The 25,697-nt window shown below is 60.7% G+C and carries 24 protein-coding genes; 14 read left to right on the forward strand and 10 right to left on the reverse strand.

Annotated features, from left to right (window positions below; all coding sequences use genetic code 11):
• Positions 1-363: 363 nt before the first annotated feature.
• The 4 genes from RG2_RS30870 to RG2_RS30885 all read left to right on the forward strand — a co-directional run bounded on the left by RG2_RS30870 (position 364) and on the right by RG2_RS30885 (position 4,056).
• Positions 364-1,209: an NAD(P)-dependent oxidoreductase gene (locus RG2_RS30870; RefSeq protein WP_033237262.1), complete on the forward strand. Its 846-nt coding sequence runs from the start codon at positions 364-366 to the stop codon at positions 1,207-1,209.
• Positions 1,210-1,314: 105 nt separating this feature from the next.
• Positions 1,315-2,181, forward strand: coding sequence for a mycofactocin-coupled SDR family oxidoreductase (locus tag RG2_RS30875; RefSeq protein WP_033237270.1), 867 nt, complete (start codon positions 1,315-1,317; stop codon positions 2,179-2,181).
• A 76-nt stretch (positions 2,182-2,257) separates the two neighbouring features.
• Positions 2,258-3,007 carry an SDR family NAD(P)-dependent oxidoreductase gene (locus tag RG2_RS30880; RefSeq protein WP_033237261.1) on the forward strand — a complete coding sequence of 250 codons (750 nt, stop codon included), beginning with the start codon at positions 2,258-2,260 and terminating at the stop codon, positions 3,005-3,007.
• A 287-nt stretch (positions 3,008-3,294) separates the two neighbouring features.
• Positions 3,295-4,056, forward strand: a complete 762-nt coding sequence (locus tag RG2_RS30885) for a FadR/GntR family transcriptional regulator (protein ID WP_033237260.1) — start codon at positions 3,295-3,297, stop codon at positions 4,054-4,056.
• Positions 4,057-4,217: 161 nt separating this feature from the next.
• Here RG2_RS30885 and RG2_RS30890 read toward each other — a convergent pair whose 3' ends face one another.
• Together RG2_RS30890 and RG2_RS30895 are read right to left on the reverse strand one after the other, a co-directional pair.
• The gene (locus tag RG2_RS30890) at positions 4,218-4,427 is read right to left on the reverse strand and encodes a ferredoxin (RefSeq protein WP_033237259.1); all 210 of its coding nucleotides are present in this window, start codon (positions 4,425-4,427) and stop codon (positions 4,218-4,220) included.
• Between the two features lie 2 nt (positions 4,428-4,429).
• A complete protein-coding gene (locus RG2_RS30895; RefSeq protein ID WP_033237258.1) occupies positions 4,430-5,599 on the reverse strand; it encodes a cytochrome P450 in 1,170 nt (389 codons plus the stop codon).
• Positions 5,600-6,777: 1,178 nt separating this feature from the next.
• On the opposite strand from RG2_RS30895, the gene RG2_RS30905 reads away from it, so the two are divergent.
• The 7 genes from RG2_RS30905 (at position 6,778) to RG2_RS30935 (ending at position 13,787) form a co-directional block, all read left to right on the forward strand.
• Positions 6,778-7,656 (forward strand): SDR family oxidoreductase, encoded by an 879-nt coding sequence (locus RG2_RS30905; RefSeq protein WP_033237256.1) that lies wholly within the window; start codon positions 6,778-6,780, stop codon positions 7,654-7,656.
• A gap of 117 nt (positions 7,657-7,773) precedes the next feature.
• Positions 7,774-9,264 carry an aldehyde dehydrogenase gene (locus RG2_RS30910; protein WP_033237255.1) on the forward strand — a complete coding sequence of 497 codons (1,491 nt, stop codon included), beginning with the start codon at positions 7,774-7,776 and terminating at the stop codon, positions 9,262-9,264.
• Between the two features lie 241 nt (positions 9,265-9,505).
• Positions 9,506-10,795, forward strand: coding sequence for a cytochrome P450 (locus RG2_RS30915; RefSeq protein ID WP_033237254.1), 1,290 nt, complete (start codon positions 9,506-9,508; stop codon positions 10,793-10,795).
• Positions 10,792-11,010 carry a ferredoxin gene (locus RG2_RS30920; protein ID WP_202026694.1) on the forward strand — a complete coding sequence of 73 codons (219 nt, stop codon included), beginning with the start codon at positions 10,792-10,794 and terminating at the stop codon, positions 11,008-11,010. The genes RG2_RS30915 and RG2_RS30920 overlap by 4 nt, the downstream gene beginning before the upstream one ends.
• The gene (locus tag RG2_RS30925) at positions 11,007-11,420 is read left to right on the forward strand and encodes a Zn-ribbon domain-containing OB-fold protein (protein WP_033237253.1); all 414 of its coding nucleotides are present in this window, start codon (positions 11,007-11,009) and stop codon (positions 11,418-11,420) included. Before RG2_RS30920 ends, RG2_RS30925 begins: the two co-directional genes overlap by 4 nt.
• Entirely contained in the window at positions 11,413-12,561 is a 1,149-nt protein-coding gene (locus RG2_RS30930; protein WP_033237252.1) for a thiolase family protein, read from the forward strand. The genes RG2_RS30925 and RG2_RS30930 overlap by 8 nt, the downstream gene beginning before the upstream one ends.
• 5 nt (positions 12,562-12,566) lie before the next feature.
• Positions 12,567-13,787 carry a CaiB/BaiF CoA transferase family protein gene (locus RG2_RS30935; protein ID WP_230590476.1) on the forward strand — a complete coding sequence of 407 codons (1,221 nt, stop codon included), beginning with the start codon at positions 12,567-12,569 and terminating at the stop codon, positions 13,785-13,787.
• A 175-nt stretch (positions 13,788-13,962) separates the two neighbouring features.
• On the opposite strand, the gene RG2_RS30940 is transcribed toward RG2_RS30935, so the two are convergent.
• The 4 genes from RG2_RS30940 to RG2_RS30955 all read right to left on the reverse strand — a co-directional run bounded on the left by RG2_RS30940 (position 13,963) and on the right by RG2_RS30955 (position 17,919).
• Positions 13,963-15,303: an FAD-dependent oxidoreductase gene (locus RG2_RS30940; protein WP_051730824.1), complete on the reverse strand. Its 1,341-nt coding sequence runs from the start codon at positions 15,301-15,303 to the stop codon at positions 13,963-13,965.
• A 2-nt stretch (positions 15,304-15,305) separates the two neighbouring features.
• Complete coding sequence (gene fdxA / locus RG2_RS30945; RefSeq protein ID WP_033237250.1) at positions 15,306-15,629, reverse strand: ferredoxin; 324 nt, start codon at positions 15,627-15,629, stop codon at positions 15,306-15,308.
• A 36-nt stretch (positions 15,630-15,665) separates the two neighbouring features.
• The gene (locus RG2_RS30950) at positions 15,666-16,895 is read right to left on the reverse strand and encodes an NAD(P)/FAD-dependent oxidoreductase (RefSeq protein WP_033237249.1); all 1,230 of its coding nucleotides are present in this window, start codon (positions 16,893-16,895) and stop codon (positions 15,666-15,668) included.
• 211 nt (positions 16,896-17,106) lie between these two features.
• Entirely contained in the window at positions 17,107-17,919 is an 813-nt protein-coding gene (locus tag RG2_RS30955; RefSeq protein WP_033237248.1) for an IclR family transcriptional regulator, read from the reverse strand.
• A 233-nt stretch (positions 17,920-18,152) separates the two neighbouring features.
• Here RG2_RS30955 and RG2_RS30960 point away from each other — a divergent pair, with 233 nt between their 5' ends.
• Both RG2_RS30960 and RG2_RS30965 read left to right on the forward strand, forming a co-directional pair.
• Entirely contained in the window at positions 18,153-18,908 is a 756-nt protein-coding gene (locus RG2_RS30960) for an SDR family oxidoreductase (RefSeq protein WP_033237267.1), read from the forward strand.
• Between the two features lie 4 nt (positions 18,909-18,912).
• Positions 18,913-19,497, forward strand: coding sequence for an HtaA domain-containing protein (locus RG2_RS30965; protein WP_033237247.1), 585 nt, complete (start codon positions 18,913-18,915; stop codon positions 19,495-19,497).
• A gap of 81 nt (positions 19,498-19,578) precedes the next feature.
• Here the strand turns inward: RG2_RS30965 and RG2_RS30970 are convergent, their stop codons facing one another.
• A complete protein-coding gene (locus RG2_RS30970; RefSeq protein WP_033237266.1) occupies positions 19,579-20,517 on the reverse strand; it encodes an SDR family NAD(P)-dependent oxidoreductase in 939 nt (312 codons plus the stop codon).
• A gap of 187 nt (positions 20,518-20,704) precedes the next feature.
• Between RG2_RS30970 and RG2_RS30975 the strand changes: the two genes are divergently transcribed.
• A complete protein-coding gene (locus RG2_RS30975) occupies positions 20,705-22,330 on the forward strand; it encodes a flavin-containing monooxygenase (protein ID WP_033237265.1) in 1,626 nt (541 codons plus the stop codon).
• A 223-nt stretch (positions 22,331-22,553) separates the two neighbouring features.
• On the opposite strand, the gene RG2_RS30980 is transcribed toward RG2_RS30975, so the two are convergent.
• The 3 genes from RG2_RS30980 to RG2_RS30990 are packed head-to-tail and all read right to left on the reverse strand — an operon-like array spanning position 22,554 to position 25,249.
• On the reverse strand, positions 22,554-23,402 hold the full coding sequence (locus tag RG2_RS30980) for a sugar phosphate isomerase/epimerase family protein (protein ID WP_072782903.1): 849 nt from the start codon (positions 23,400-23,402) through the stop codon (positions 22,554-22,556).
• 56 nt (positions 23,403-23,458) lie between these two features.
• Positions 23,459-24,313, reverse strand: coding sequence for a sugar phosphate isomerase/epimerase family protein (locus RG2_RS30985; RefSeq protein WP_033237246.1), 855 nt, complete (start codon positions 24,311-24,313; stop codon positions 23,459-23,461).
• Positions 24,314-24,364: 51 nt separating this feature from the next.
• Positions 24,365-25,249 carry an NAD(P)-dependent oxidoreductase gene (locus RG2_RS30990; RefSeq protein ID WP_051730822.1) on the reverse strand — a complete coding sequence of 295 codons (885 nt, stop codon included), beginning with the start codon at positions 25,247-25,249 and terminating at the stop codon, positions 24,365-24,367.
• Positions 25,250-25,697: the final 448 nt, after the last annotated feature.

A 25,697-nucleotide genomic window follows, 5' to 3' on the forward strand; every position in this document is an offset into this window, starting at 1 on the left:
ATAACTTGTTTACCTATGTGGACGGTAGCATGCACTGTTGCCCACGTCACTACTGAATTCCACCCTGCGGATCGGTAGTAGTCAGTTGCACTATCCAGCAACTTCGTACACTCGATCTCGACCCGTGGCGGGAATGCTATCGATCCTTTGCCGTGATGGAGGACACATGGTAGAACTAGTTCACTTATTACTAGTTCAGCCGCCTGGATTCCGATCAATTCGAGATGCCGGACGACGGCACATTCGCCCTCAGTCCTACCTGCGTGTCTGCCGTGAGTGCAGCGAAGATTGTCGCCCATCTGCGTTGACTCGGCGACGCTGACACGTGCGGCACGGACTGTCCTCGAACAATGGAGCAAATGAATGACTCTGCCTGATATCGGATTCATCGGGGCCGGCCAGATCGGCGAACCGATGGTCGAGAAGTTCCTCGCTACGGGCCGACGCACGGCCGTCTATGCCCGACGCGTGGAGGTTCGGGATAGGTTGGCCGGACGTGGCGCAATTATTGCGGCGCATCAGGAGGAGCTAGCGGCTGCTCCGGTAGTGGTCACCTGCCTGTTCAGTGATGCGCACGTACTCCAGGAGTGCACGCCGATCATCGAGAAGATGAGTCCGGGATCCCTGTTCATCTCACACACGACGGGGAGTCCGTTGATGATCCAGCGACTCCGCGACATCGGGCACAAGGGTGGGGTATCAGTGGTGGAGGCGCCCTTCAGTGGGAAGCCTGAGGATATTCGTCGTGGGGAATTGACAGTGCTGCTTGCGGGCGACGACGATGCTGTCGATGTTGCAGCCGGCGTTGTTGCGGCGTATGCGTCGAATATTCACCGGACCGGTCCGTTGGGTACAGCGCTGGCCGCAAAGCTACTGAACAATGCTCTGTTCGCAGCGTGTTCTCAACTTACGCTTTCGGCCCTTGCCGCAGGACGATCCCTCGGATTGGATGAGAACAAGCTTCTCGACGTACTTGCTGTAAGTAGCGGAGGCAGCACTGCCGCGCGTTACGTCGCTGCGTCCGAACAGGATGCACAGACCTACAGCGCCCGATTGCCCCGCTATCTGCGAAAGGACCTTGCCTCCGTCAGGACTGTCACCGCGGATCTGGGGATCGATATCGAGGATCTTCTTGCCGCGGCCGAACGCGGACCGATGGACCTCGACGACCGCGTACAGGCCGACGGACTCGAGAAGTCGCGGGCTTGAGGATAGCTAGGCGCCGGCGATGACACCGCATCTGCGATGGTCGGCCACTGCACTATGTGGGATCTCGAAATCAGCTTGAACGAATACGTGGAGAAGGAGTCGGAAATGGCCGGAAGTTTGTCGGGTCGAGTAGCTTTCGTTACAGGTGCAGGTCAGGGTCAAGGCCGTAGTCATGCGGTCAAGTTGGCCGAGGAAGGCGCCGACATCATTGCGATCGACATCTGTGCACAGATCGAATCCGCAACGCATACCATGGCCACTGAGTCTGATTTGGACGAGACGACTCGGCTGATCACCGCACTCGGTCGCCGGGTTCTGCCGCGCATTGCAGATGTACGTGATCGCTCCGCACTCATCGCCGCGGCCCAGGCCGGTTACGACGAGTTCGGACGTATCGATGTGGTCGTAGCGAACGCAGGTATCTGCCCACTCGGTCCGGACGTCGCCGCGTCGGCTTTCCTCGACACGGTATCGGTGGATCTGGTCGGTGTTGTCAACACCGTCGAAGCCGCGTTCCCCTATCTACGTGCGGGTGCATCGATAATCTGTACCGGATCGATGGCAGCGATGATGTCCCAGACGATGACCAGTCCTGAGGCCGGCCCCGGTGCCGCGGGATACGCGTACGCGAAGCGGGGTGTGGCGCGATTCGTCCACGACGCAGCCTTGCAGTTCGCCCCGCTGTCGATCCGGGTCAACGCAGTGCATCCCGGAAACATCGACACTCCCATGCTTCAGAACGACGCTATGTACAAGGTGTTCCGTCCGGATCTACCCAACCCGACTCGGGAGGACGCCGAGCCCGCATTCGGTATCGCACACCAACTTCCGGTCGTCACGATCGATCCGCGTGACATCAGTGAGGCTGTGTATTACCTGGCTTCGGATGCAGCGCGGTACGTGACCGGTCAGCAGCTCAAGGTCGACGCCGGGGCTTTGTTGGTCAGCACGTCCTCCGGCGCCCCTGCCTGAATTAGTCAGTAAAGCTCAATTTTACTTGAATCGTGGCGGGCGGCGTCAGAATTACGGCAGCGTGGAGGAGAACGAAGTGGACCTGTCTCTCGAAAACAGGCGTGTATTGATTACCGGTGCCGCCACCGGAATCGGAGCGGCTGCAGTGCAAGTGCTCGCTGCATCCGGGGCTCGGGTGGTGGGCACCTTCCACAACACCGAACCCGATACCGAGTCGGCAGCAACCTGGATTCGGTGTGACGTGACTGATCAGTCGTCGGTGCAACAAGCCGTGGCAAAAGCAGTCGCAGCGTTGGGCGGTCTCGACGTACTGATCCATGCGGCAGGCAGTTGGCAACTGGGCGCGCCGGGACACATCGACGCAGAGAACATCCGAACCATGATCGACGTCAATTTCAGTTCAACGGTCTTCGCAAATCAGGCTGCGTACGAAGTGATGAAAGAATCCGGCGGCCAGATCATCAACTTCGGCTCCAGCGAAGGAGTTTCGGGAAGCCCGGTCTCGGCGACCTATGCGGCAGCGAAGGCTGCGGTGCATTCGTGGACGCGGTCGGTGGCCAAAATGTGGGGTGCGGATGGCGTGACAGTCAATGCGCTCGCGCCGGCTGTCCAGACGCCGGGCGCCGACCGCAGGCTCGGCACCATGAGTCCGGAGGCGATCAAGCAGTACGAGCAGCAGTTGAAGATGGTAATTCCCCTTGGGGGCAAGCTGGGCAATCCGGTGTCGGACCTGGGGCCGGTGTTGGCATTCCTGTCGAGTGACGCGGCGAAATTCATCACGGGTCAACTACTTGCGGTTGACGGTGGATTGATGATGATCGGCTAGTAGCGCCCCGCCCGCCATGTGCTCGTGCGTCTCGGACCGACTGCGGCACGTCGCACGTAATGTGATGGGCCTCAGTGAGTCCGCGTTCGGCAGGCGGCGGCGGTGTCCGGCCTTGGATTTCGAGTTCGAAGAACCTTTGGCAGAAACTCGTCGATGGGATCGATGATGCACTGGTACGGACATCAGGTAATGCCAACCAGGCGGGCTAGAGTTGTCATGTCAGTGACGGGGAGAGGATCGGTGAAGGCGTGCACTCTCAATTTGGGGGAGGGGCCACGCATTCGAGCGTGCGTGTACCCAAGGCTTCGGAGCGAATTGCTGATCGTCTGCGCGGACAGATCGTTCGAGGCGAGATTCTCCCCGGCGGTATGCTTCCAACGGAGAAACGGATGGTCGAAGATCTGGGCGTCTCTCGGCCGACGCTTCGTGAGGCCTTTCGTATTCTCGAAAGCGAGGGCTTGATCACGGTACTGACCGGAGCTCGAGGCGGACCTCAGGTGCGCTTACCTGACCTAAGCGTTGCGTCCAGGCATATCGGACTGTACTTGCAGACTCGCGGTGCAACTCTTGCGGATCTGCTCGAAGCGCGAGCGGAGTTCGGTGCCATCTGCGTGCGATTGCTGGCAGAGCGCTGCACCCGAGAAGGCTTGGAGGAGTTGACGGCCTGCGTCCGAGAGCAGTATCGAGTGTGGGAGGCAGGCGTCGATACTGGAGCGGACTTTGCGCGCTGGGTATCGCTCACCGGAGACTTCCATAATCTCATCGCGCTGCATTGCCGGAACAAGACACTCGAGGCGCAATCCAAGTCATTGGCGGACGTACTCGGAGCTCATCGCGTCGTGAGTATCCAACGTCGAGCAGATCCCGATGCGGTTGCGGACACGTCGTACATTCCCGGTGTGATCGCGGACTACGAGAAATTGGTCCGATTGGTCGAAGCAGGAAACGCGGCTGCGGCGGAAAAGCACTGGCGAGCGCACCTCTACGGTGCTGCGGAAGTCGTTTATCGCAATCGCGAACGAGATTCGATCATCAGTCTGTTCGATTGAGCTTGCGGCCTCGGCCAGATCTGCGGTTTCCCCCTCGTTGCAGGTGAGGGGGAAACCGCAGTTTCGTTTGCAGTGAGTAACTCTTCAGTGCCGAACCAGTCCACTCCGACGGGCGGAGGTTCGCAGAGGTTGTGGTATCCGATGCCTGTGTGCCCCCTGGCTCACACAGGAGTCTTTCTTGCCACAAGCGAGAGCGCGCGACTCGGGCAAACGTCAACAGCCTGCTTGGCCAGCGCCACTTCGTCGTCGGCCGCCGGCTCCGAACGAAGCACGACCACCACCCCGTCGTCGTCCTGGTCAAACGTGTCGGGATCGGTGAAGACGCACTGCCCAGACCCTATGCACGAGCTTTGGTTGGCAACAATCAGCATCGTCACCACGCAACCGGGAGCGTGAAGATTCCATAGGTGGGACCGTATTCCTTGAATGGAATTTCCCCGAACGGAATGGCGAGACGCAGTGTCGGAATCCGACGGATGACTGCGGAGAGAACGACTTCGAGCTCCAATCGAGCGAGATTCTGTCCAAGACACTGATGTGGACCGAAACCGAAAGCGACGTGATTACGCGCTCCTCGTGTGAAGTCGATCTTGTTCGGCTCGGGGAACACCTCCGGGTCGCGGTTGGCGGTATTGCATACCGCGAACACTGCCTCGCCTGACCGGATCAACGTACCGCCGATCTCGATGTCGTCGGTCGACAGACGCAGACCACCGATCTCGGCGATCGTGAAGTAGCGCAGCAGTTCTTCCACAGCGCCCGGGATGAGCTCTGGATTATCGCGTAGTTGTTGAAGGAGTTCGGGCTTGTCCAGCAGCGTTGCGATACTGAGGGAGATCATGTTGGCGGTCGTCTCGTGTCCGGCGATGAGCAGGAGGACTCCGAGGCCGGTCAGGTCCTCCGGGTTCGCTCCGGCCGCAAGTTGTCGACTCAGGATGTCGTCGCCCGGATTTTCCACGCGGGAATTCACAAGATCGGCAATATATCCCTTGAGTCGACCCATCGCTTCCATGCGCACTTCGGAGGATGCATGAGGATCGGCGAAAGCAGAGCTGTTTTTCTGGAAGAAGTCGTGGTCCTCGTACGGTGCGCCGAGCAGTTCGGCGATCACAACTGACGGTACCGGGAGTGCGAGTGCTTCCACGAGGTCAGCCTCGGACTTCCCCAGCAGCATCGCGTCGAGGGCTTGGTCGACGATTTCGGTGATGCGCGGACGCATAGCACTGATCTTCTTCAAGGTGAACTCCCCCATTACACGACCTCGAGCCTCTGTGTGCTCCGGGGGGTCCATCTCGATCAACTGCTTGAGCTTGTTACCCGGAGCGTATCCGAGATTTGTCGGGTGGCCGGGCAATGTCCGATCCGAACTGAACCGGCTGTCGCTCAGAACGGCACGAACGTCTGCGTGCTTCGTAATCGCCCAGATTTTGCCGTCATTCTGCCAGCCAACTTGGCTGACCGGCTCGACTTCCTGCAGTCGCAGGTGCTCGGGCGGGGGACTGTACGGATCCATGCGTTGCGTCGAGAAGGCTGTGGTAGCCATGAGATCTCCCTTGATCGGCGAACAGCGCGGGGCGTGAATGAGCGCCTCCTACTTTTGAGGTGGAGTGCTTATTTTCGAGAGTTTAGTCACGATTAGTGCCGTGCGTCTAGACCACGAGGCAACTCATCTGAATTGCCCGCGTTGCACTTTCGTAGTTTCACGTGAAAACGCCAGCGAACGTCATGCGATGACCAATGCAGACGATCAGGTCTGCAGTGTGCTGCGGGTGCACTGCTTGCGTCCGGGGTGCAGTAAATCCACGTAGGCATGCCTTGTCAATGTTGTTGTAGCTCTGACTTTCTGGCGTAGGTGTATCCCGCCCGGCGTGGTTCACGGGGAAATGCGCATACCGAACTGCCGGGTCGAATTGAGTGTCGCGGGCAGCGGGAGTTGCTTTGTTCGAGCTGTAAACTCCTGGCTCCCAAGTTATCTCCCAGTGCTGGTGTGGGCGGCGTGTACTGCGTTTTCAGGTAAGAGTGTCGGCGAAGCGTCTGTGGGTTTCCCTGTGGGGGGACCGCGTATCGGTCGAATGGCATTGTTCGCTGACGAATGATCGTGCAGTGACCACCAGGTCTGTTATCAGGGCGACGATTGACACCAATGGTGTCGTACAGCACACTGTTACTGTTGTACGGATCAGGTGTTCCGTTAAAGCGAACAGGGTTTGTGTGTGGTGACTCCGCCATAGCTCAGTCCTGTGCATACCGAAACGGAGCACACCCGGTCGAAGCGAACTGTTTCGTTGAGGCCCCGGCAACTCCCACACGCATTGTTCCTTCGCCGCAGACCTCGATGTGAGAGTGACAAGACATGACGACACTCGTGCCGACCGAAATCGATTCTCGGCGCCCACTCGGCTCGAGAATTGCCATATTGATGTTGGCAGTCTGCTCGTTCGTGTTCACAGTGGTGCACTCTGCCGTGCCCAGCCTTGCGAGTGGGGCAGTCAACGTGTATTCCGTTGTCCAAAAATCATTTTCAGGGATTCTTGCCTCGGTAGGGACATTCAACAATGTCGGATCTGCGGTATCAGGTACGCCACGCCTTCCGTCGCAGAGGGTGGCGACATGGCCCCATCGAATTCCGCTAGCGCTGTGAATCCGAAATGCAACGGACGGCGGTGCCAGAGGCCGATGCCTCCTGCATGTCCCGTCCACAACACACCAAGGAGCAATTAAGTGAACGATTACTTCGGATATGCCGGAAAGACTGCCGTCGTCACCGGTGCCGCGTCGGGTATGGGGAAGGCGCTCACCGAGATCTTGGTTGATCTCGGTGCGAATGTGTATGCACTGGATCGAGTGGAGCCCCCGGTTGCCGGCGTTACGAAGTCCATCATCGCGGACCTCGGGAACAAGGACTCGATCGATGCGGCATTTGCACAGTTGCCACTGCAGATCGATGTCTTCTTCGGGGTCGCGGGAGTTTCCGGTGTTCACAACAGCTTCCTGGAGACACTCACCGTCAACTTCATCGCGAACAAGTACGTCACCGACACCTTTCTTGCTGATCGCATCACGGAGAACGGTTCTCTCGTCTTCGTAACGTCAAATGGTGGGGTCCGTTGGGAAACCCCTGCAGTGCGTGAAGAATTGGAGCTCTTCACCCGCGGCGACAACTGGAACGACCTCGTACAGACGGTTCAGAAGTTCGAAGCGGAGTTCGGCAGTGTTCCCGGATCGCTCGGCTACATCATGTCGAAGCGTCTGCTCAACTTCTGGGTCGCGGAGCAGGTCGCTCCGCTCGCAAGCCTGCGCAAAATCAGGATCAACGCCGTTCTCCCCGCCATGACGATCTCGGGGATGCTGCCCGAATTCGCTGAGATGAAGGGCGGTCAGGAAGCCGTCGAAGCTGACCTCGGGCCGGCAGGGCGTCTTGCAGAGTCGGTAGAGATGGCGAAAGTGCTCGCGTTCCTCGGTAGCGACCTAGCGAGCTACGTGTCGGGAACGCACACCTCCGTCGACTTCGGCATGAACGCGCTACAGATCGCAGGGCTGGCGCCGGATCGGCTCGGGTGGACTCTTCGCGGCGTCCTCTCGCAGCAGCCGAGTGCGTAACTCCAGCCGAGAACGAGCACGCGAACTCGGGTAACTGAGCCGGGATTGTTCATCGAACACCCGGCGTCAGGGGCACTCGCTCCCCGAGATCTACCAACTTGAACCAAGGAGACTTCTGTGACCGTCCTGGACATTCGCGACACCGCAATCAATCTGAAGCATCCGGATCGTCTGTACATCAACGGCGTGTGGCAACTTCCGGCCAATCCCTCCAGTATCGACATTATCGATGCCACGACGGAGGAAACGTTCTACCGCGTAGCCGAGACCGGTCCCGAAGACATGGACGCGGCAATTGCCGCGGCGCGCAACGCTTTCGATAACTCTCCGTGGCCATTTCTCGAACCCGCGGAGCGAGCTGAGTACCTCCGGAAGATGGCCGCCGGCCTGCGTGCCCGCACTCAAGAGGCTGGCACATTCTGGACACGTCAGGCCGGAGTCATCTTCGGTATGTCTGTCGGCGCGCTCAGCCGCGTGCCCGCGCTCTTCGAGTATTACGCCGACCTTGCCGCCAACTACCCGTGGGCGACGCAGGATACGCCCGAGTTCTCCGCGTTCGGTGCGGTCGTCAACGAGCCGGTCGGCGTCGTCGGGGCGATCGTTCCCTGGAACACGCCACTCTCTCTCGCCGCGTACAAGGTCGCGCCGGCTCTTCTCGCAGGCTGCACGATGGTCCTCAAAGCCCCGCCGGAAGCGCCGGGTGAGCTGTACATTCTCGCCGAGGTCGCGGAGGAGATCGGCCTGCCGCCAGGCGTGCTGAACGTCGTGAACGGATACCGCCAGGTTTCCGAGCAGCTTGTTGCCGACCCGCGGATCGACAAGATCGCTTTCACCGGTTCGAGTGCTGTGGGACGTCAAATCGGTGCAACGTGTGGAGCGCGTCTGGCTCGATACACCCTCGAACTCGGCGGCAAGTCGGCCGCGGTCATCCTTGACGACTACGACCTCGCCACAGCAGCTGCTGCGATCGCTGCGCAGGAGACCTCATTGAACGGCCAGGTGTGCATGTCGCTCACCCGCGTCATCGTCACGAAGTCGCGCCACGACGAGTTCGCCGAGGCGCTGGGCTCGGTCTTCGGAGCGGTACGGGTCGGAGATCCCTTCGACCCGCAGACGCAGCTCGGTCCGCTTGCCCTGGCCAGGCAGCAGGAGAGGGTTCTGGGCTACATCAACACTGCCCAGAACGAGGGCGCGACGCTCGTGACGGGCGGCAACCGTCCCGCGCACCTCGACCGTGGCTTCTTCGTGGAGCCGACAGTGTTCTCGAATGTCGACAACAGGTCCACCATCGCGCAGGAGGAGATCTTCGGGCCAGTTCTGTCGGTGATCCCGGCCGAGAACGAAGAGCACGCAATCGCATTGGCGAATGACACGCCATATGGACTCAACTCAGCTGTCTTCACGAATGATGTGGACCGTGCCTACCAGGTCGCACGTCGACTTCGTTCGGGCACGGTAGGGCACAACGGATTCAAGACGGACACCAGGATGGGATATGGCGGCTTCAAGCAGTCGGGCGTCGGGCGGGAAGGTGGCCTTCAGGGCCTCCTGCCCTACCTGGAGTCCAAGACAGTGCTGCTAGACGGAGCTCCCGCGCAATTCCGATGAACAGCCGCGATATCCCGGACTGCTGCGTGCAGGCCGGGATATCGCATCTGCCCGGAACTGTGCCTGACCTCTGACCAGTGGGAATCGAATCTGTTCGTTGCGTTTGCGATACAGGCGATCCCGCTGACGAAACTTAACGAGCACGGTGCGGCGGCCTCGATCAATTACTACGAACTCGGCAGTGCTTCAGCCTGCTACCAGAGCAAGTACGGGTCGCGCAAAGAAAGGAAATTGACGAAAGATGACTGGCGTCGAGATCAACCCCAGAGAGACCGATTTCTTCACCGATGCTGACATCGCGGCGGAGGCGGAGCCCTACTTCGATTACATGCTGGCGAATCATCCGGTATTCCGCGAGCCGAAGTACGGCGTCGTGATCGTGACCGGCTATGAAGAAGCACTGCAGGTCTACCACCAGCCCGACGTGTACTCGTCGATCAACCGCACCGGTGGCCCCGTGGTCGACCTCCCCTTCGAAATCGTCGGCGACGACATCAGTGAGATCCTCGAGAAGCACCGCGGATATTTCTCATCGAACGATCAACTCGTCACTTTCGACCCACCACTTCACACGGATCACCGCGCGATCTTGATGGGGTTGATCACGCCAAAGCGGCTCAAGGAGAACGAGCAGTTCCTCAAGGACACCGCCGACCGTTACCTGGACGAACTCATCCCTCGCGGAAACTGTGAATTCATCTGGGACTATGCGAAGAAGTACACAGTTCTCGCGGTCGCTGACCTGCTCGGTATGCCGGAGGAAGAGCACTCGATGCTCCTCGACCTCCTGGCCTCCGTGCCGGCGCCCGTATTGGGAAATCTCGAACTCCAAGCCGTTCACCACGGTGGCCTAGAGACGCTGTACGACTACTTCGTGGCCAAGATCGAGGACCGTCGGAAGACACCGCAAGAGGATGTCCTCACGGGAATGGCGCTTGCGACCTTCCCGGATGGTTCGCTTCCCGAGCCGATCGAGGTCGCACGGATCGCCTCCAACCTCTTCGCGGCAGGGCAGGAGACAACCGTCCAGCTCCTGGGCATCGCCATGCAGCGGATCGCCGAGGACGCCGAACTGCAGGACCGGTTGCGCGCCGACTCGTCACTCATTCCGAAATTCATCGAAGAGGCCCTTCGCGTCGAGGCGCCCATCAAGGGATCGTTCCGGCTCACCAAGAGGCCGACAAGTATCGGGGGCCTCGACCTCGCACCTGGCACCGTCATCATGTTGATCAACGGGGCTTCCGGTCGCGACCCGAAGGTCTTTGAAAACCCCGGCGAGTTCCAGGTTGAGCGCGCGAACGCGCGGCAGCACCTGGCATTCGGCCGCGGTATCCACACCTGCCCGGGAGCGCCGCTTGCGCGCGCCGAGGCGGTCTTCTCAATACAGCGAATTCTGCAGCGTACCAAGAGTATTCGTATCAACGAGCAGTATCACGGACCCGTAGGGGAACGCGAATGGAAACTCATCCGCAGCTACAAGTTCCGCGGGCATACCCATCTCTATCTCGAATTCACCCAGGCGGACGCGTGATATCGGGCGAACTGACCATCGACCGTGATCGGTGCATGGGGTCGGGGCAGTGCACGTTCTATGCTCCGGCCACCTTCGACCTCGACGAGATGAGCATCGCCGTGGTCATCGACGATCACGGTGACGACCACGACAACATTCAGCAGGCGATCGACGTCTGCCCGACGCGTTCCATCGTTCGTGCTGCTGGAGCAGAAGGAGTCGATACCCAATGACAACTACGACCGAGGCGACGGTCTCTCGACCGATTGCCGATCTGGACAGTGACGGCCTCCTCGGGTCCTTTCCTGGTGGGCCGCGGCTTGTCGGCACGAAATGTGATCGCTGTGGGCGCGCCATGATCGGCGTCCGCGTGGTCTGCAGTGCCTGTGTCAGCACAGAGGTGAGTCGCATCGAGCTCCCGACGAGTGGTTCGCTGTACACCTTCACTCGGCTGCATGTCGGCGGCGACGGTGTCCGCATCCTGGGCTACGTCGACCTAGAGGGTGATGTTCGAACACTCGCCGATATCCGTGAGAACGGGAAGTCATTGCAACCCGGACTGCAGGTAGAACTCGGCGTGGATGGCTCCAATTGGTTCTTCGCTCCGGTATCCGGTGTGAATGGAGGAGAATCCGATGACTGAAGAAGTCTTTGTCGTTTCGGCGGCCATGATCCCGTTCGGCAAACACCGCACATCGTCGTATGTCGGACTCGCCGTCGCACCGCTCGTCGACGCCCTTCGCGGAGCGGGGATAGAGAAGTCGGACGTTGACGCGGTCTACGTCGGACACTCTTTCGGCGGCATGATGACCGGACAACGGATCTGTAAGGAAATCGGCCTCGGGACGGTGCCCACCGTCAATGTCGACAACGCATGCTCGAGCGGTGCGACGGCTATCCACGAGGCTTGGACGGCAATCTCACAAGGGCTTGTCGACGTCGCAGTCGTGGTCGGAGTCGAAAAACTGACCCAGTTCGGCGGAGGGACCCTTCCGTTGTCTCCCGAGGATCGAGAGGTGAAGCAAGGCATCGTGATGCCGGCCGTCTACGCGATGCGTGCGACGCGGTACCTCCACGAAACCGAAGCGACGGTCGAGGATCTCGCACTTGTCAGTGTGAAAGCGCGCAAGCACGGGGCGCTCAATCCCTTCGCACAGTTCCGCAGTGAGGTGACAGTCGACGAGGTGCTCGGCGCACGTCCGATCGCCGATCCACTCACACTCATGATGTGCTGCCCGACCGGCGACGGTGCAGCCGTCGTCGTACTCGCGTCGGAGCGCGCTCGCAACCGTCTGAACACACCGAAGGGGATGCGTGTCGCTGCCTCGATTCTGCATTCGGGCGAGGTCAAGGAGGGGTATCGCGACATGACGATGCCGGAGATCAGCCAGCATTCCGCTTCTGACGCGTACGAGATGGCAGGGATCGGACCCAAGGACCTCGACATGATCGAGCTGCACGACGCGTTCTCCATCGCCGAACTCGTGTATTACGAGGCATTCGGCCTCGCCGAGCGTGGACGTGCGATCGATCTTCTCCGCGACGGAAAGACCACCTTCGGCGGAGACGTCGTGGTCAACCCCAGTGGTGGGCTGCTCTCGAAGGGACATCCAGTCGGCGCCAGCGGCGTGGCACAGGTCGCCGAGGCATTCTGGCAGCTCACCGACAACGCCGGCGCACGCCAGGTCGACGACGCACGCTGGGCGATGACGCATGTGACCGGTGGTGGCACGGCCGGTCTGGACCATGGCGCCTGCACGATCCATATTTTCGAGGGCGTGTGATCACGGTGGAACGGCCCGCATTGGAGGGGATCCGGGTCATCGATCTGACGACTTTTCTCTCCGGTCCGTCTGCAACACAGCTTCTCGGAGACCTCGGTGCAGACGTGATCAAGGTCGAGGCGCTCGGCGGCGATTCCAGTCGGTCGATCGTCGGTCCGGAGCTTGACGGTGACAGTGCGTATTACCTTGCCAACAATCGCAATAAGCGAAGTATTGCAGTCGATCTCAAGTCGCCGCGTGGACGAGATGTCGTCAGAGACCTGATCGCCGGAGCTGACGTTGTGATCGAGAACTTTCGGCCAGGAGTCACCACCAGGCTCGGACTCGTGCCCGAGCAGATCGTGGAGGAACATCCCGCGTTGATCTGGGCGTCGATCAGTGGATTCGGGCAGGAAGGTCCGTGGCGCGACCGACCGGCTTACGACATGGTCGTGCAGGCGCTCAGCGGTGTGATGAGTCTGAATGGACATGCGGGCTCCCCAGCAGCCCGGCTCGGAATACCAGCCGGTGACGTGGTTGCCGGGCTATACGCAGTGATCGGTATCCTCGGCGCTCTTCATGCTCGCGGAGAGTCCGGTCGCGGGAGAATCGTCGATGTTTCCATGCTCCGCGGACAGCTGGCGATGCTGTCCTACCAAGCCCTGTATACCAACCTCAACGGAGTTGCGCCCGGTCCTCAAGGGGCAGCACATGATTCGATCGCGACCTACCGTTCCTTCCGTGGTGGCGACGGCCGCGAGTTCGTCGTCACGGCCAATACACCACGCATGTGGGAAGATCTCTGCCGTGTTGTCGGGCTCGACGAGTTGATTGTCGACGAGCGTTTCGTGGATGCTGCGACACGCTTGCAGAACAGGGAAGCTCTGTCGGATATTCTCGAGGCCAGGATCGCCGAGCGCCCGGCTGCAGAGTGGGTCGGCCTGCTCACCGCGGCGTCGGTTCCGGTAGCTCCGGTGAAGAACGTGCTCGAAGCTCTTGACGATGCGAGAGAAGCCGATGACGGATCGCTCGTGACTGTGGGGAACGAAACGGTCGAGTTCGAGAATGTCGCCATGCCAATCCGTTTCGTCGGTACCGCCGATGTCGAGCCCGGCTATCCTCCTGCCCTCGGCGAGGACTCGGACGACATTCTCAGGACGGAATTGGGACTCACCGACGAAGAGATAGCGGCACTCGTGACAGACGGTGTGGTCGGTGTGCCGTCGGCTGTGAGCGTCACAACGTAAGACGGTGAAACAGGTCTGCCCCTGCGGTGATTATTACCGCAGGGGCAGACCTGTTGTGGAATGCAGCCGTATCTACAGGTACGCCGAAGTCGTTTCCGGGCAACGTGAGTGGGACGACGATGTAACCGTGGTGAAGCGTCCGACCGGCCGTTGAACGGCCGGTCGGTGGCTACGATCAGCCGAGTCGAATCACGTCGCCGGCAGCGAACTGCAGCATTTCGTTGCGGTCGTGCAGTTTCACGCGCTCACGTCCCGTCGATTCGCCTGCCGCGCGCTCAGCCTCGTCGATCCTTCGCCAGGCCGCCCAGTCGACAACCTGGACGCCGCGAGAGCGAAGTAGTTCGTCCACGACGGTCGAGGCGGAGGCCGACGAGGACTTCGAGCCGATGTCCTCGAGGATCGACGTGACAGTGTCCAAGGCGCATCGGCGGTTGGTCCCTACGACTCCCGTCGGCCCCCGTTTGATCCATCCTGCGATGTACACCCCGGGAACTTCTTCTTCGCCGTCGATCACCCGTGAATCGCGATGGGGAACGGTGGCGGTCTCGGTGTCGAACGGAAGGCCTGGCACTGCTTTGCCCATGTATCCGACCGAGCGGAAAACGAGTTCGGTATCGAGAGTCTCCGTGACAGTCGGATCGCTGGTCTTCGCCAGTCGGACACCCGACACTGATCCGTCCTCGCCGAGGAACTCGACGGGAGTGCGATCGAACACGAAGCGAATCCTGTACTTTCGGCCGAGCGCACCACGCTCCGCCGCTTTGCGGAATGAAGCGAACAAGCGCGTCGCAGCGGGGTTGGAATCGAGGTATTCCTGTTGTGCGGCATCGAGTTCGAGATCGTCAGGGTCGATGATGACGTCGCAGTTCTCGAGGTCTAGTAGCTCGATGAACTCCTTGTTGGTGAACTTCGCATACGCGGGGCCTCGGCGCCCGACGATGACGACTTCGGAAAAGGTGCTCGCCGTGAACGCCTCGACGATGTGCTGGGGTACATCGGTGGCACGCAGGTCCTCGGTGGTGCGCACGAGCATGCGTGCGGCGTCGAGTGCCACGTTTCCCACACCGATCACGACCGCTCGGTGCCCGTCGAGTACAAATGCGTTCGACGGCGTATCCGGATGACCGCCGTACCAGGATACGAAGTCGCGAACCGCGTGTGCGCCTGCAAGGTCTTCCCCCGGCACACCCAGTCGTCGGTCGAGCGGGGCCCCGGAGGCGAACACCACCCCGTCGTAGTGGCTACGAAGTTCACTCGAGGTGATGTCCACACCGACTCGCACGTTCCCGAGCAAGCGCACACCCGGTGTTTCCTCGAATACCTCGGAGAACGACATAGTGATGGATTTGATCTTCGGATGGTCAGGGGCGACACCGTAGCGCACGAGGCCAAACGGAGCCGGAAGTTGTTCGAAGACATCGACTTCGATCGGTTGATCCGATTCCTCGGACAGTAATTGTGCGCAGTACGAACCCGACGGCCCCGACCCTACGACTGCGATTCTGAATGTGCTCACGATCAGCTGCCTCCCCTCGGGGCCAGCGCGGTGATCAGGTCGACGTCGTAGTCGATCTTTCCGCCCTTGCGGCCGCTCTTCGGCGTCGTCGTCTCTGCGAAGAACCGCTCGTTCACCCCGATGTAATGCTCCTGATCGCCGGGGATCTCAGCTTCGTAGAAGATTGCGTCGACCGGGCATGACGGTACGCAGGCACCGCAGTCGATACACAGGTCCGGATTGATGTACGTCATCCGGCCTCCCTCGAAGATGCAATCGGCCGGGCACTCCTGCATGCAACTCTTGTCCTGGACGTCAACACACGCCTCTGTGACTACGTAGACCATGACGGCTTTTCTCCTTGCCTCTGCAGCTGGGATGAATTAGGCCCATTGCCGCAGTTTGTCGACGATTTCTTCGGTCGGGCCGCCTGCGGCGATAACCCGTCGTGCTTGATTGAGGGCGCGCACCCAGTTCACTGTTACAGCGCCACATGCTCTTCCGGTCTCGTCGGCGTGGACGACTGCGACTCTCTCGCCCGCCTCGAGGTCTCCGAAGACTGTCGAGCTGCCTGCCGGATCACGGCGGCCGACCGAGTGCACTTTCCAGTCGTATTGGTCGGACCACACGTAGTCCGAGGAGTCGTACCCCTCGGCCAGGCCTCCGGTGATCGCGTTCGCGACAAATCTGGCCTGATCACTGGCGTTCGTCCAATGCTCGGCTCGCACATCCATGCCTCGATCCGAATGCGGCCAGCGCGCGACGTCGCCGATGGCGTACACGTCGTCTGAGCCGATCGCACGGAGATGCCGGTCGGTCAGCACACCGTTGTCGAGAGTGAGACCGGAGCCGAGGAGCCAGTCCGTCGAGGGGAGGGAGCCGATTCCAACGACTGCCGTCGATGCCTCGAGTTGGGTACCGTCATCCAGGACTACGGTGAGGGAGCCGGCTTCACCGTGGATATCGGCAACTCCGACACCGAATCTGGTTTCTACACCGTTGCGGTGGTGAAGGTCGACGAGGAGGCTCGCGATTTCGGGTCCGACGAGTCGCTCCATCGGCTCGGGAACTGGGTCGACGACAGTGACCGGGCATCCGAGTTTAACTGCAGCAGACGCGATTTCGGTGCCGATAAACCCTCCGCCGACGACAACGACAGCCTCGCGGAGGCTGAGTCGCTCGGCAATGGCCCGTGATTCGCCGAGAGTGCGCAGTTGGAACACTCCAGATGTCGGCTGCCATGGCGAAGGTCGTGCGATAGCTCCGGTGGCGATGACAAGGACGTCGTAGGTGACGGTAGAGCCGTCGTCGAGTGAGACAGTCCGTGTCGTGGTGTCGAGGCCGGTGGCCGCTGTTCCGAGCCTCGTAACGATGTCGAGGGCGTCGAGTTCCGGCCGGGTGATGAGCCGGTTCGCCTCCACTGCAGCGTCGGACCACTCTGAGCTGAGTAAGCCTTTCGACAGGGCCGGGCGATCGTAGGGCAGATCAGCCTCGGCGCCGACCAGAGTTATCGGACCCGAATAGCCGCTTGCGCGAAGGCATTGCGCAGTGCGAGTGCCTGCAAGCGATGCGCCGACTACAAGGATGTGGCGCCGAGCGTCGGATCCAGTCATGGCTCAAGTCCTTACTGTGGTGTCAGATCGCGGAAGCCGCCCATCTGTCAGAGACCCAAGCGGGTGAGGGCGCACTGCACGTTGGCGCTATGTTCCGTTTAACGGAACGCATGGTCGCTACAACGCAACAGAAGTATCGACCCGCACAGGGGATACTGTCAACCTTGTGTTGGACTACCGCAGCGTACGACTTCAGCTGGGGGAGGGCGGGTTACCGCTCCTCCGTTCCTGCGATCAGCTCGGTTAGCCGCCCCGCAGCTTCGCGGACAAGCGCTACCAGTGTCGATGCATTCGTCGCATTGAGTCGTGCTTCGGGAAGAGTGATGCCAACGGCGCCGACCACGGTTTCGGAACGTCCGAAGATCGGCGCGGCTATCGCGATTGCCCCCTCGATACGTTCCCCGTGCGTGATCGAGTAACCGTCGCGGCGGATGGTGTCCAGTCGCGCGAGCAGTTCATCGGGGTCTGTCAGCGTTCGATTCGTTGCAGCCGTCAGTCGGCCGTGGACGATTGCGTGTCGGACCTCTTTGGGAAGAAAGGCGAGGATTGCGAGACCGCTTGCGCCGGCGTGCAACGGGAGCCACTGCCGCATCGGGAGTGTGTAGCGAAGCGGATGTGAAGAATCGGCTGTGAGGGTGAACATCATCTCGTGGCGTTGTTCGCTGTACAGCGAGAAGAATGCGGATTCTCCCGACTTCTCCATGAGTTCGTTGAGTGTCTCGGCCGACAGATATTGCAGTGGATACTTGTTCGTCGTTGTCCAGGCGAGCCGCAAGAACTCCAGTCCGAGTCGGTAGGAGCCGTTCTCTGCGCGTCGCATCAAGCCGAGCTTCTCGAGGTCTGTCACCAGTCGATGGGCAGTGCTCGGGCTTACATCGAGGTGACCAGCGAGTTCTCGCACGCCATGTGAGTCGTGTTCGCTTTCGATCATGAATGTGAGTATTTCGATTCCACGCGCGAGGGGCTGCCGTCGACGCCCTTCGTTGCCTGGCTCTTGTTCGGCCTCATCTGTCAGCTTGGTCATCGCACATCCATTTCACTCGTATTCTTCCGAAGAGGCTTGACAACAGACCGTAGCGCAAGCGAGCCTTGAGCCTTGGGCTTCAATGGAACGGTCGTTCTATTCAACGCAATGCGTGTTGGCGCGTCAGGCTCTTCAGGCGATGGGTCGCGCACCGGACACCAGGCTGTCAGCGAGAGGGATTGAAACGCGATGTGGTTTCCATGCAGTGCCGCGAACAAGGGAGTGCGAACGCGATGACGGTTTCTGGTCGAGTTGCAGTCGTCTCCGGCGGAGCAGCAGGTATCGGGTTGGCGATCGCCCAGCGACTGGCCGATGACGGTTTCAAGATCGCTGTCCTCGACGTCGTAGACGGCGCAGCTGAGGCTGCGGCTGACGCCATTACCGCGGCGGGCGGCGAGGCCAAGGGATACCGTGCCGACGTTGCGAACCGTGAACAGGTCGACATCGCTGTCGAGGCAGCCCGCGCGCATCTCGGCCCCATCGCGGTCGTCGTTGCGAATGCAGCGATTGCCCGACAGCAGGAGTTCTTGGGCATGACGCTCGAACAGTGGAATCACACCCTCGAGGTCAATCTGACGGGCACATTCAACGTCGTTCAGACGTGCCTCCCGGATCTCGTCGAAGCAGGTTGGGGCCGTGTGGTTCTCATCTCTTCGTCCAGCGCGCAGCGCGGTGCTCCGAGGATGGCCCACTACGCCGCGTCGAAGGGCGGCCAGATTGCGCTGACGAAGGCGCTGGCCGTCGAGTTCGCGAAAAGCGGCGTAACGGTCAACACCGTGGCACCGTCGTCGATCGACACACCGAGCGTGCAGAAGAAGCGGGAGGAAGGAACCATTCCCTCGGCAGAGGACATAGCAAAGTACATCCCGGTCGGTCGCGAGGGTACCGGTCAAGACATCGCGAATGCCGTGTCATACCTTGTTTCCGAAGGTGCTTCGTACGTGACAGGTCAGACGCTCAGCGTCAACGGCGGATCGTTCATCGGGTGAGAACATGCTGAACAGACAAATTCCCCTGAGCCCCAACGAAACCTGGAGCGACGCAGACGGTGGACTCCCGGTCAGTGCCCCGGAATCCGCGGAAGCGGTGGTTGTGGACCAGTTCGTGGCCGCGACAGGAAGGCTCGTATGGGCAATCCGGGAATCGTTCGTCAGGTACGTCACTCTGATTGCACGGGGCGAGTACACGATCGCCGGCGGAGTCACTGAGGGTGAAGACGGGCAATTCGCGTTTCCGCTGCGACGGGCAGTCCAAGAGGGTGACGACTGGCGATTGTCCTTTGGCGGCTCTGTCCACTTTGTTGCGCATCATGGTCTTTTGGACGTTCTGATCGTGGACCCGGAACTCGTCGTGGGCCCAGGCGGTGGAGTACTCGCTACTCATGTTCGCGGTGATGCCGACGAGCTCATTGCTATGGTGGTGACCGACGCCGCATCTCCAGAATTTTCGTGGAAAGAGCTTGTCTGGCAGGATGTTCCAACAAAGTTGGCGACTGCCGGCGCGGAACTGTTGGGAAATGTCTATCCCAAGGGCACTGACATGGCGTCCCTGGGGATTCGAGTCCAATTGGACGCGTGACCGTCACTTCCCCGCTACGGGTTCCTCGGTGCCGGTCTTCGCGGCAACCGGCGCTGAGGAACCCGTGGCCGGGCCGATGAGTTATCTGCCGAGATGTGCCATGAACGTCGACGTCCAGTCTTTGAGGCTCGCAGGTACGTAGTATCCATCTTGATCGTTGATCTCGTCCCAGTGCTCGACGACATCCTCGATTGCAGGCTCGCCGTCAGAGATCCAGCCCGGCGTGATGCCGAGGAACCATCGGGAGAACCGCTTGGCGCCGGCGACCAGGATCTCTCCGTTCACTGGGCACGATTCGTGTGCGAGGAACGCAACCATGGGAGAAACCAGTCCGGTTTCCATTGCCTGCAGAATGGCCGGATCTGTCGGGGTGGTGGTGACGATGTTGGGCTTCTTCGCCGAAATGCTGGGCCGGGTAATGGCGTTGGGGGCGATGCAGTTGACGAGGATGCCCTTCGGAGCTGACGAGACTGCAAGGCTCCGGGTGAATCCGATGAGCGCGCCCTTCGCTGTCGCGTAGGCGAGATTGTCCGGTAGGCCGAGCATGCCGGTCGACGTCGTCGTGATGATGCGGCCGTACCCTTGCTTTTCCATGTAAGGCCACGCCGCGCGCGTAGTGTGCCACGTACCTCGCAAGTGCACATCGAGTGTGCGTTCGAGGTTGTCGGCGTCCGCCTCCGGGAATGTAGCCCAGCGGGAGATGCCCGCGTTGTTCACGACGATGTCGATCCGCCCGAACTCGCGGATGGCGGTGTCGACGAGCGATTGGCAGTCTTCCTCGATTCCCACGTTGTGTATATCGGCGACAGCGTCCCCCCCGGCTGCTTTGATTTCCTGCACCACGTCGTTCGCGGGGCCGGTATCGCTGCCTTCGCCCTCCTTCGAGCCGCCGAGGTCGTTGACCACCACCTTTGCGCCGCGTGATGCGAGAAGCAGTGCATGGGCTCGGCCGAGTCCACGACCCCCGCCGGTCACGATGGCGACTCGTCCGTCGAATCGAAGGTCAGTGCTGTCGTTCATCATTCTCCTTTGAACTGAATCGACCAAATTTTCACCATGATCGCTCATGTAATGAGATCACATGCTAGCTCGAAAACCCAGGTTAAATGTGAGAATACGAGGAATTGCTTGGAGCTTTTGAGCAGATGTGCTTATCTAGTGGCAAGTGAAATATGGACGGAATCGAATGGGAGTAAGTCGAATGGCGATGATGTCTGACGATAAAGCCGACGTTGACGTGTTGGTGATCGGTGCCGGAGTGGTCGGCATCTACGCTCTCTATCGGGCGGTCGAAGCCGGTTTCAGTGCCGTGACGCTGGAGGCCGGCGACGGCGTCGGCGGGGTGTGGTACTGGAATCGTTACCCCGCAGCGCGATTCGATTCGGAGAGCTACACCTACGGTTACATCTTCTCCAAGGAGCTCTTCGACGAGTGGCGTTGGTCGGAAGAGTTCGCGACGCAGCCCGAAATCGAGAGCTACCTCAACCATGTCGTGGATCGCTTCGAGCTGCGCCGACATATCCGCACCGGAGCGCGAGTCGTTTCCGCGCTGTGGGATGAGGCCGACAACGTGTGGGTCGTGACGACTGCGCAGGGTGACACGTTGCGCGCACGTTGGGTCATTTCCGCAACCGGCGGTCTCTCGGTTCCCAACTACCCGGACATCGACGGGCTGAACAGCTTTCAGGGGGAGGCCCATCATACCGGCGCGTGGCCGCACACTCCGCTCGACTTCAGTGGCAAGCGCGTCGCGATCATCGGCAACGGGCCGAGTGGCGCGCAGCTCCTGCCCGCGATTGTCGACGTTGTAGAAGCAGTCGACCTCTATCAGCGCACGCCGACGTGGACGACGCCTCTGAATAACGCGCCGATCGAGGATGAGCGGTGGCAATGGCTCAGCGATAACTTCGACGAGATTGCCACCGTCTTGAACACGAGCCCTTCCGGCTTCCTGCATGAGCCGGCGGGAAAGTTCTCGACTGACGACTCGCCGGAGGAGAGGCAAGCCTTCTACGAGAAGATCTGGAAGAGTCCAGGTTTCGCCAAGTTGACAGCGAATTATTACGACATGACGACGAATCGCGAGGTCAATCTGGAGTTTTGCGAATTTCTCGCGGACAAGATCCGAAAGATCGTAGACGACCCGGAAACGGCCGAGCGTCTCATTCCGAAGGATCAGCTCTTCGGTGCGAAGCGTCCGCCTTTTGTCGCGGACTATTTCGAGTCGTTCAACAAGCCGAGCGCCTCGCTCATCGCGCTCCGGGAGACACCGATCGTCCGCATCGATGCCAGGGGCATCGAAACCACCGAGCAGCACCGCGATTACGACATCATCGTCTACGCGACCGGATTCGATTTCGGAACCGGTGCCCTCACGAGAATGGGCGTGAAAGGCCATGGCGGCCTTGACCTCAGCGTGGATTGGGTAGACGGACCGTCCGACTTCGGGGGGTTCAGTGCACACCACATGCCGAACTTCTTCTTCCCAGGCGGTCCGCACGGCGCAGGCGGCGGCAACTACCCCCGCTACTCGCAGGATCAGGTCGATTGGATTATGAAGACGTTGATCTATGCGCGTGAGCACGGGTTCGATCGGTTCGAACCGACTGCAGCTCACCAGGAAACGTGGATGACGATGGTCGAGACTCTCGCGCCGCTCTCGATTTTCTCCGCCGAGCACAGTCACTACTACGGTGCGAACGTCGAAGGGAAGGCTCGCAAATTCCTGCTCAACCCCGGTGGGCGAGCAAAGCTACACGAGATCCTCGACGGGGTATCCGCCACACATGATTTCGGCGGTGCGCTTTCCTCTTCGGTTCGGGTCGGCGTCTGACGATCACGCGATCGGTGGTGCCGGCCTTTCGGCTCGTGGAAAGTCGGCGCCTCCCCTTCGGGAGGTGCCGACCCACGCGTGGCGTCGAGCCAGGGAACGTGACGTCGATCCTCGTGTCGATTCGGGAACTGAAAATCGATCCGCGACAACGTGATCGGAGAGTCATGGTCCCGGAGGGCTCGTCCGGACCCTCAGCGGATTCCGTCGATGACCACGAGGTCGGCTAGGCGCCCAGCTCGGTCAGTAGTTCACCGAGCCATGCGACGGACTCTGCGGCAGCTTCTCGGTGTCCGCGATCGTCGATGCTCGGACCACTGAGTTCCAGGTCGAAGGTTCCCGTGTACCCGGAGTCCAGCAGTTCCTTCACGATGTGCCGGATCGGGATGTCCCCGGCGCCGGGGACATCCCGGCAGGGCAGCGATCGCATGCCGGCACTCATGTTGCTGAGCTGGACGTGCGAGACGAGTTCGATGTTCTTGCGGATGTCGTCGAGTAACTCGGCCTCGGTCCAGACATGGAAGAGGTCGAGGCACACGCCCATTCCGGTGCGCACGCCCAGCAGGAGCGCGTCGTGGAAGCTGTGCACGAAGTTGAGGTCGGCGTAGAGCCAGTTCGTCGGTTCTACGGCTACAGCGATGCCCTTGTCGGCGGCGTACTGGACGAGGTCTGACGTGGCTTCGGCGTATGCGGCCGCATTGGCATCCCAGTCGGCGAAGGCGCGGCGTCCGGTCAGGGTATAGACGGAGCCGGCACCGACCGCTGCCGCCTGGTCGATGTCGGCGCGCGCCCCGTCGATCTGACCCTCGATATCGGCGCCGGGCGTCAGATCGAAGCGCAGGAGAGCGGTGGTCGTGACCATGCTGACCCCGTGTCTGCGGCTCGCCGTTGCGACTGCGTCAACACCACTTTCCCGGATCTTTGCCGACGTCATGGACGTCTTCGAGACGCCGAGTTCGCCGATCGCCTCGATCGCGTCGATCGCCGACAAAGTCGGGAAGCACAGGCCGCTCACGGACACTCGCGGGTGCGCTCGGTCGGTCGTGGCGGTGTTGTAATCGCTCTTGGTGTTCATTGTTCTGCCTTCTGTCATGACCGGTCTCGCCCGGCTTCAGGAACGGGGATCGGGTGTCACGTGTGGCAACCGAGAGCGCGCACCCGCCGGATCTCGTCGGCGGCGTGAAGCACGTTCCGCGCCCCGATAACGGCAAGACGCGCGCACTCTTGCGCCGAGGTGCCCGCAACAGCCAACGACCGCATCGGAGCTTCGACGCCGATCACGGGGACAGGTGGAAGCGCTGCCACTATCTCCACCACCGGCAGTTCACCCTGACCGGGAACACAACGATCGATCGAGTCGTCCCGATACACCGGGTTTCGCTGCGCGAGTGTGTTGTCGCTGAGCTGGATGTAGCCGACATATTCGTGGTCGAGCATTATGAGATCTTCCGCGCCGTGGCCGGATCGGGAGGAGTGCATCGTGTCGACGAGCAGACTGAAGTCCGGACGGCCGACGTGTCCGACGGCCTGCAGCGCTGTCGGTAGGTCGGGAACGGTGAGCGACTTCGCGAATTCCATCGTTGTGGTCATTCCTCGGCCGGCTGCCATCTCTACGAACGTAGCCAGTTGGTCGAAGCTGCGCGGCAGGTCAGGGTCCATTGTCACGGCGTTGACCCGGGTTACCCCGAGTTCGGCCATCACATCCAGGTTCGCATCTTCATCACGAAGGTCGTGGAACGGCTGGACGACAAACCCTTCACCCAGTGAGATCGACACGTCGCGATCCTGCATCGCTGCGATGAAACGCCGACGCAAAGCCACGTCGTCGAGCATGGAATACGTCGGGTGGCCGTATGGGTTGTACGGTCCGCCGCCGCCGGCCACCTTCATCGAGATGTGGTGGCAGCCGAGATCTGCTGCCAGGTGGACGAAGTCCACTGGTGGTAGGCCTAGGACGGTTTGGTACTCGATTCCGATTTCAGTCATGAGTGTCCTTCCAGAGCGCCGGCAAGCGTGGCGGTATCGGCCGCGTGGTGTTCACATCGACGGCTTCATCGAGCCTGGGGTCAGTGGTGTCTGCTCGATGAGCTCGCGGTTCGGCGGCGCGCCCGAGTACAGCACTTCGCGTTCGACCAACTCTGAGGAAAGCACTTCTCCGATCAGTCCCAGATCAGCTCCGGTCCGGTCGGCGATCTGCCGTATGACATCTACATCCTTGAGCATGAGCTCTGCGAGCCGGATGCCGACGGCGTCGACCCCAATCCAGGCGAGGCTGCTCAGCGCTCGACTGTCGCCACTGCCGTGCTGGATGGCGGCCAGGATCTCTGCCTCACCGATTCCGACGGCCGCAGCGAGGCGCACGGCGTCGACGGCGAGCCCGATCTGCGCGACGAAGAGCGCATTGTTGACGAGTTTGACGCGCTGACCATGACCGATCGGACCGACGTGCATCACCGGGGAGCCATAGGACTCGAGCACGGGGCGGACGCTGTCGAGTACGTATTCATCGCCTCCCACCCAGAGCGTGAGGCGACCGGCAGCCGTGTCTTGTGGGCTGCCGGAGACGGCAGCGTCAAGCACGTGCACGCCCCGTTCAGCCCCTGCGTCGGCAACCATGACTGCTGTGTCGGGATCGCAGGTGGTGTGCTGCACCAGGATTGCACCGGGTGCCATGGCCGCGACGGCGCCACCCGATCCCAGCAGCGCGGCCTGCACCTGCTCGTCGTTGAGTACGATGCTGATGACCAACTCGGCGGACTGCACTGTTTGCTCGATTGTGTCGGAGGTGTTCCACCCCTTGGCCTTTGCGGTGGATCGTGTTTCGGATCCTCGAGTCAGAACAGTGACGTCGTTCCCGGCAGCGATCAAGCGTTCGACGATCGGCCCGCCCATTCTGCCCGCTCCGATGAATCCGATCTTCATCGCGGGCTCAATGCAACAGTCATGGATTCGGGGCCCGACAGGTCGTTCGCCTTCAGTTGTTGCATGTCCGATCTCCTCTGTGCTTTGTGAACTCGGACCGGTGATCTTCGACCAGCGGTTCCGAGCAAGGCTCGCCGTCGTTGCTCAGGTGTCTCGCGTATCGCGGATCCGGCAAGCCGGAGAGAGACAGTCATCTCGAATTTGTGGTAACTCGAGAAGGCAAATTAGGTTAACTAGTCATACCATGTTGCTTGCATCACTACATAAGCTAAAGGTGAAGCAGTTCACTTTTTCTAGGTGGCTGACGGGTGATGCTCGATAGGAGTTCAGGCAACGGTGCCGGGACATGCTGTCGCAATGGCACTTCCGCCGCGACATTTTGGTTCGAACATGCCGTAGTGACGTGGACAACAGTGCGTGCTATCGTCCACATAGGTAAACAAGTTAT

This window comes from Rhodococcus globerulus NBRC 14531 (assembly GCF_001894805.1).
Classification (GTDB): domain Bacteria; phylum Actinomycetota; class Actinomycetes; order Mycobacteriales; family Mycobacteriaceae; genus Rhodococcus_F; species Rhodococcus_F globerula.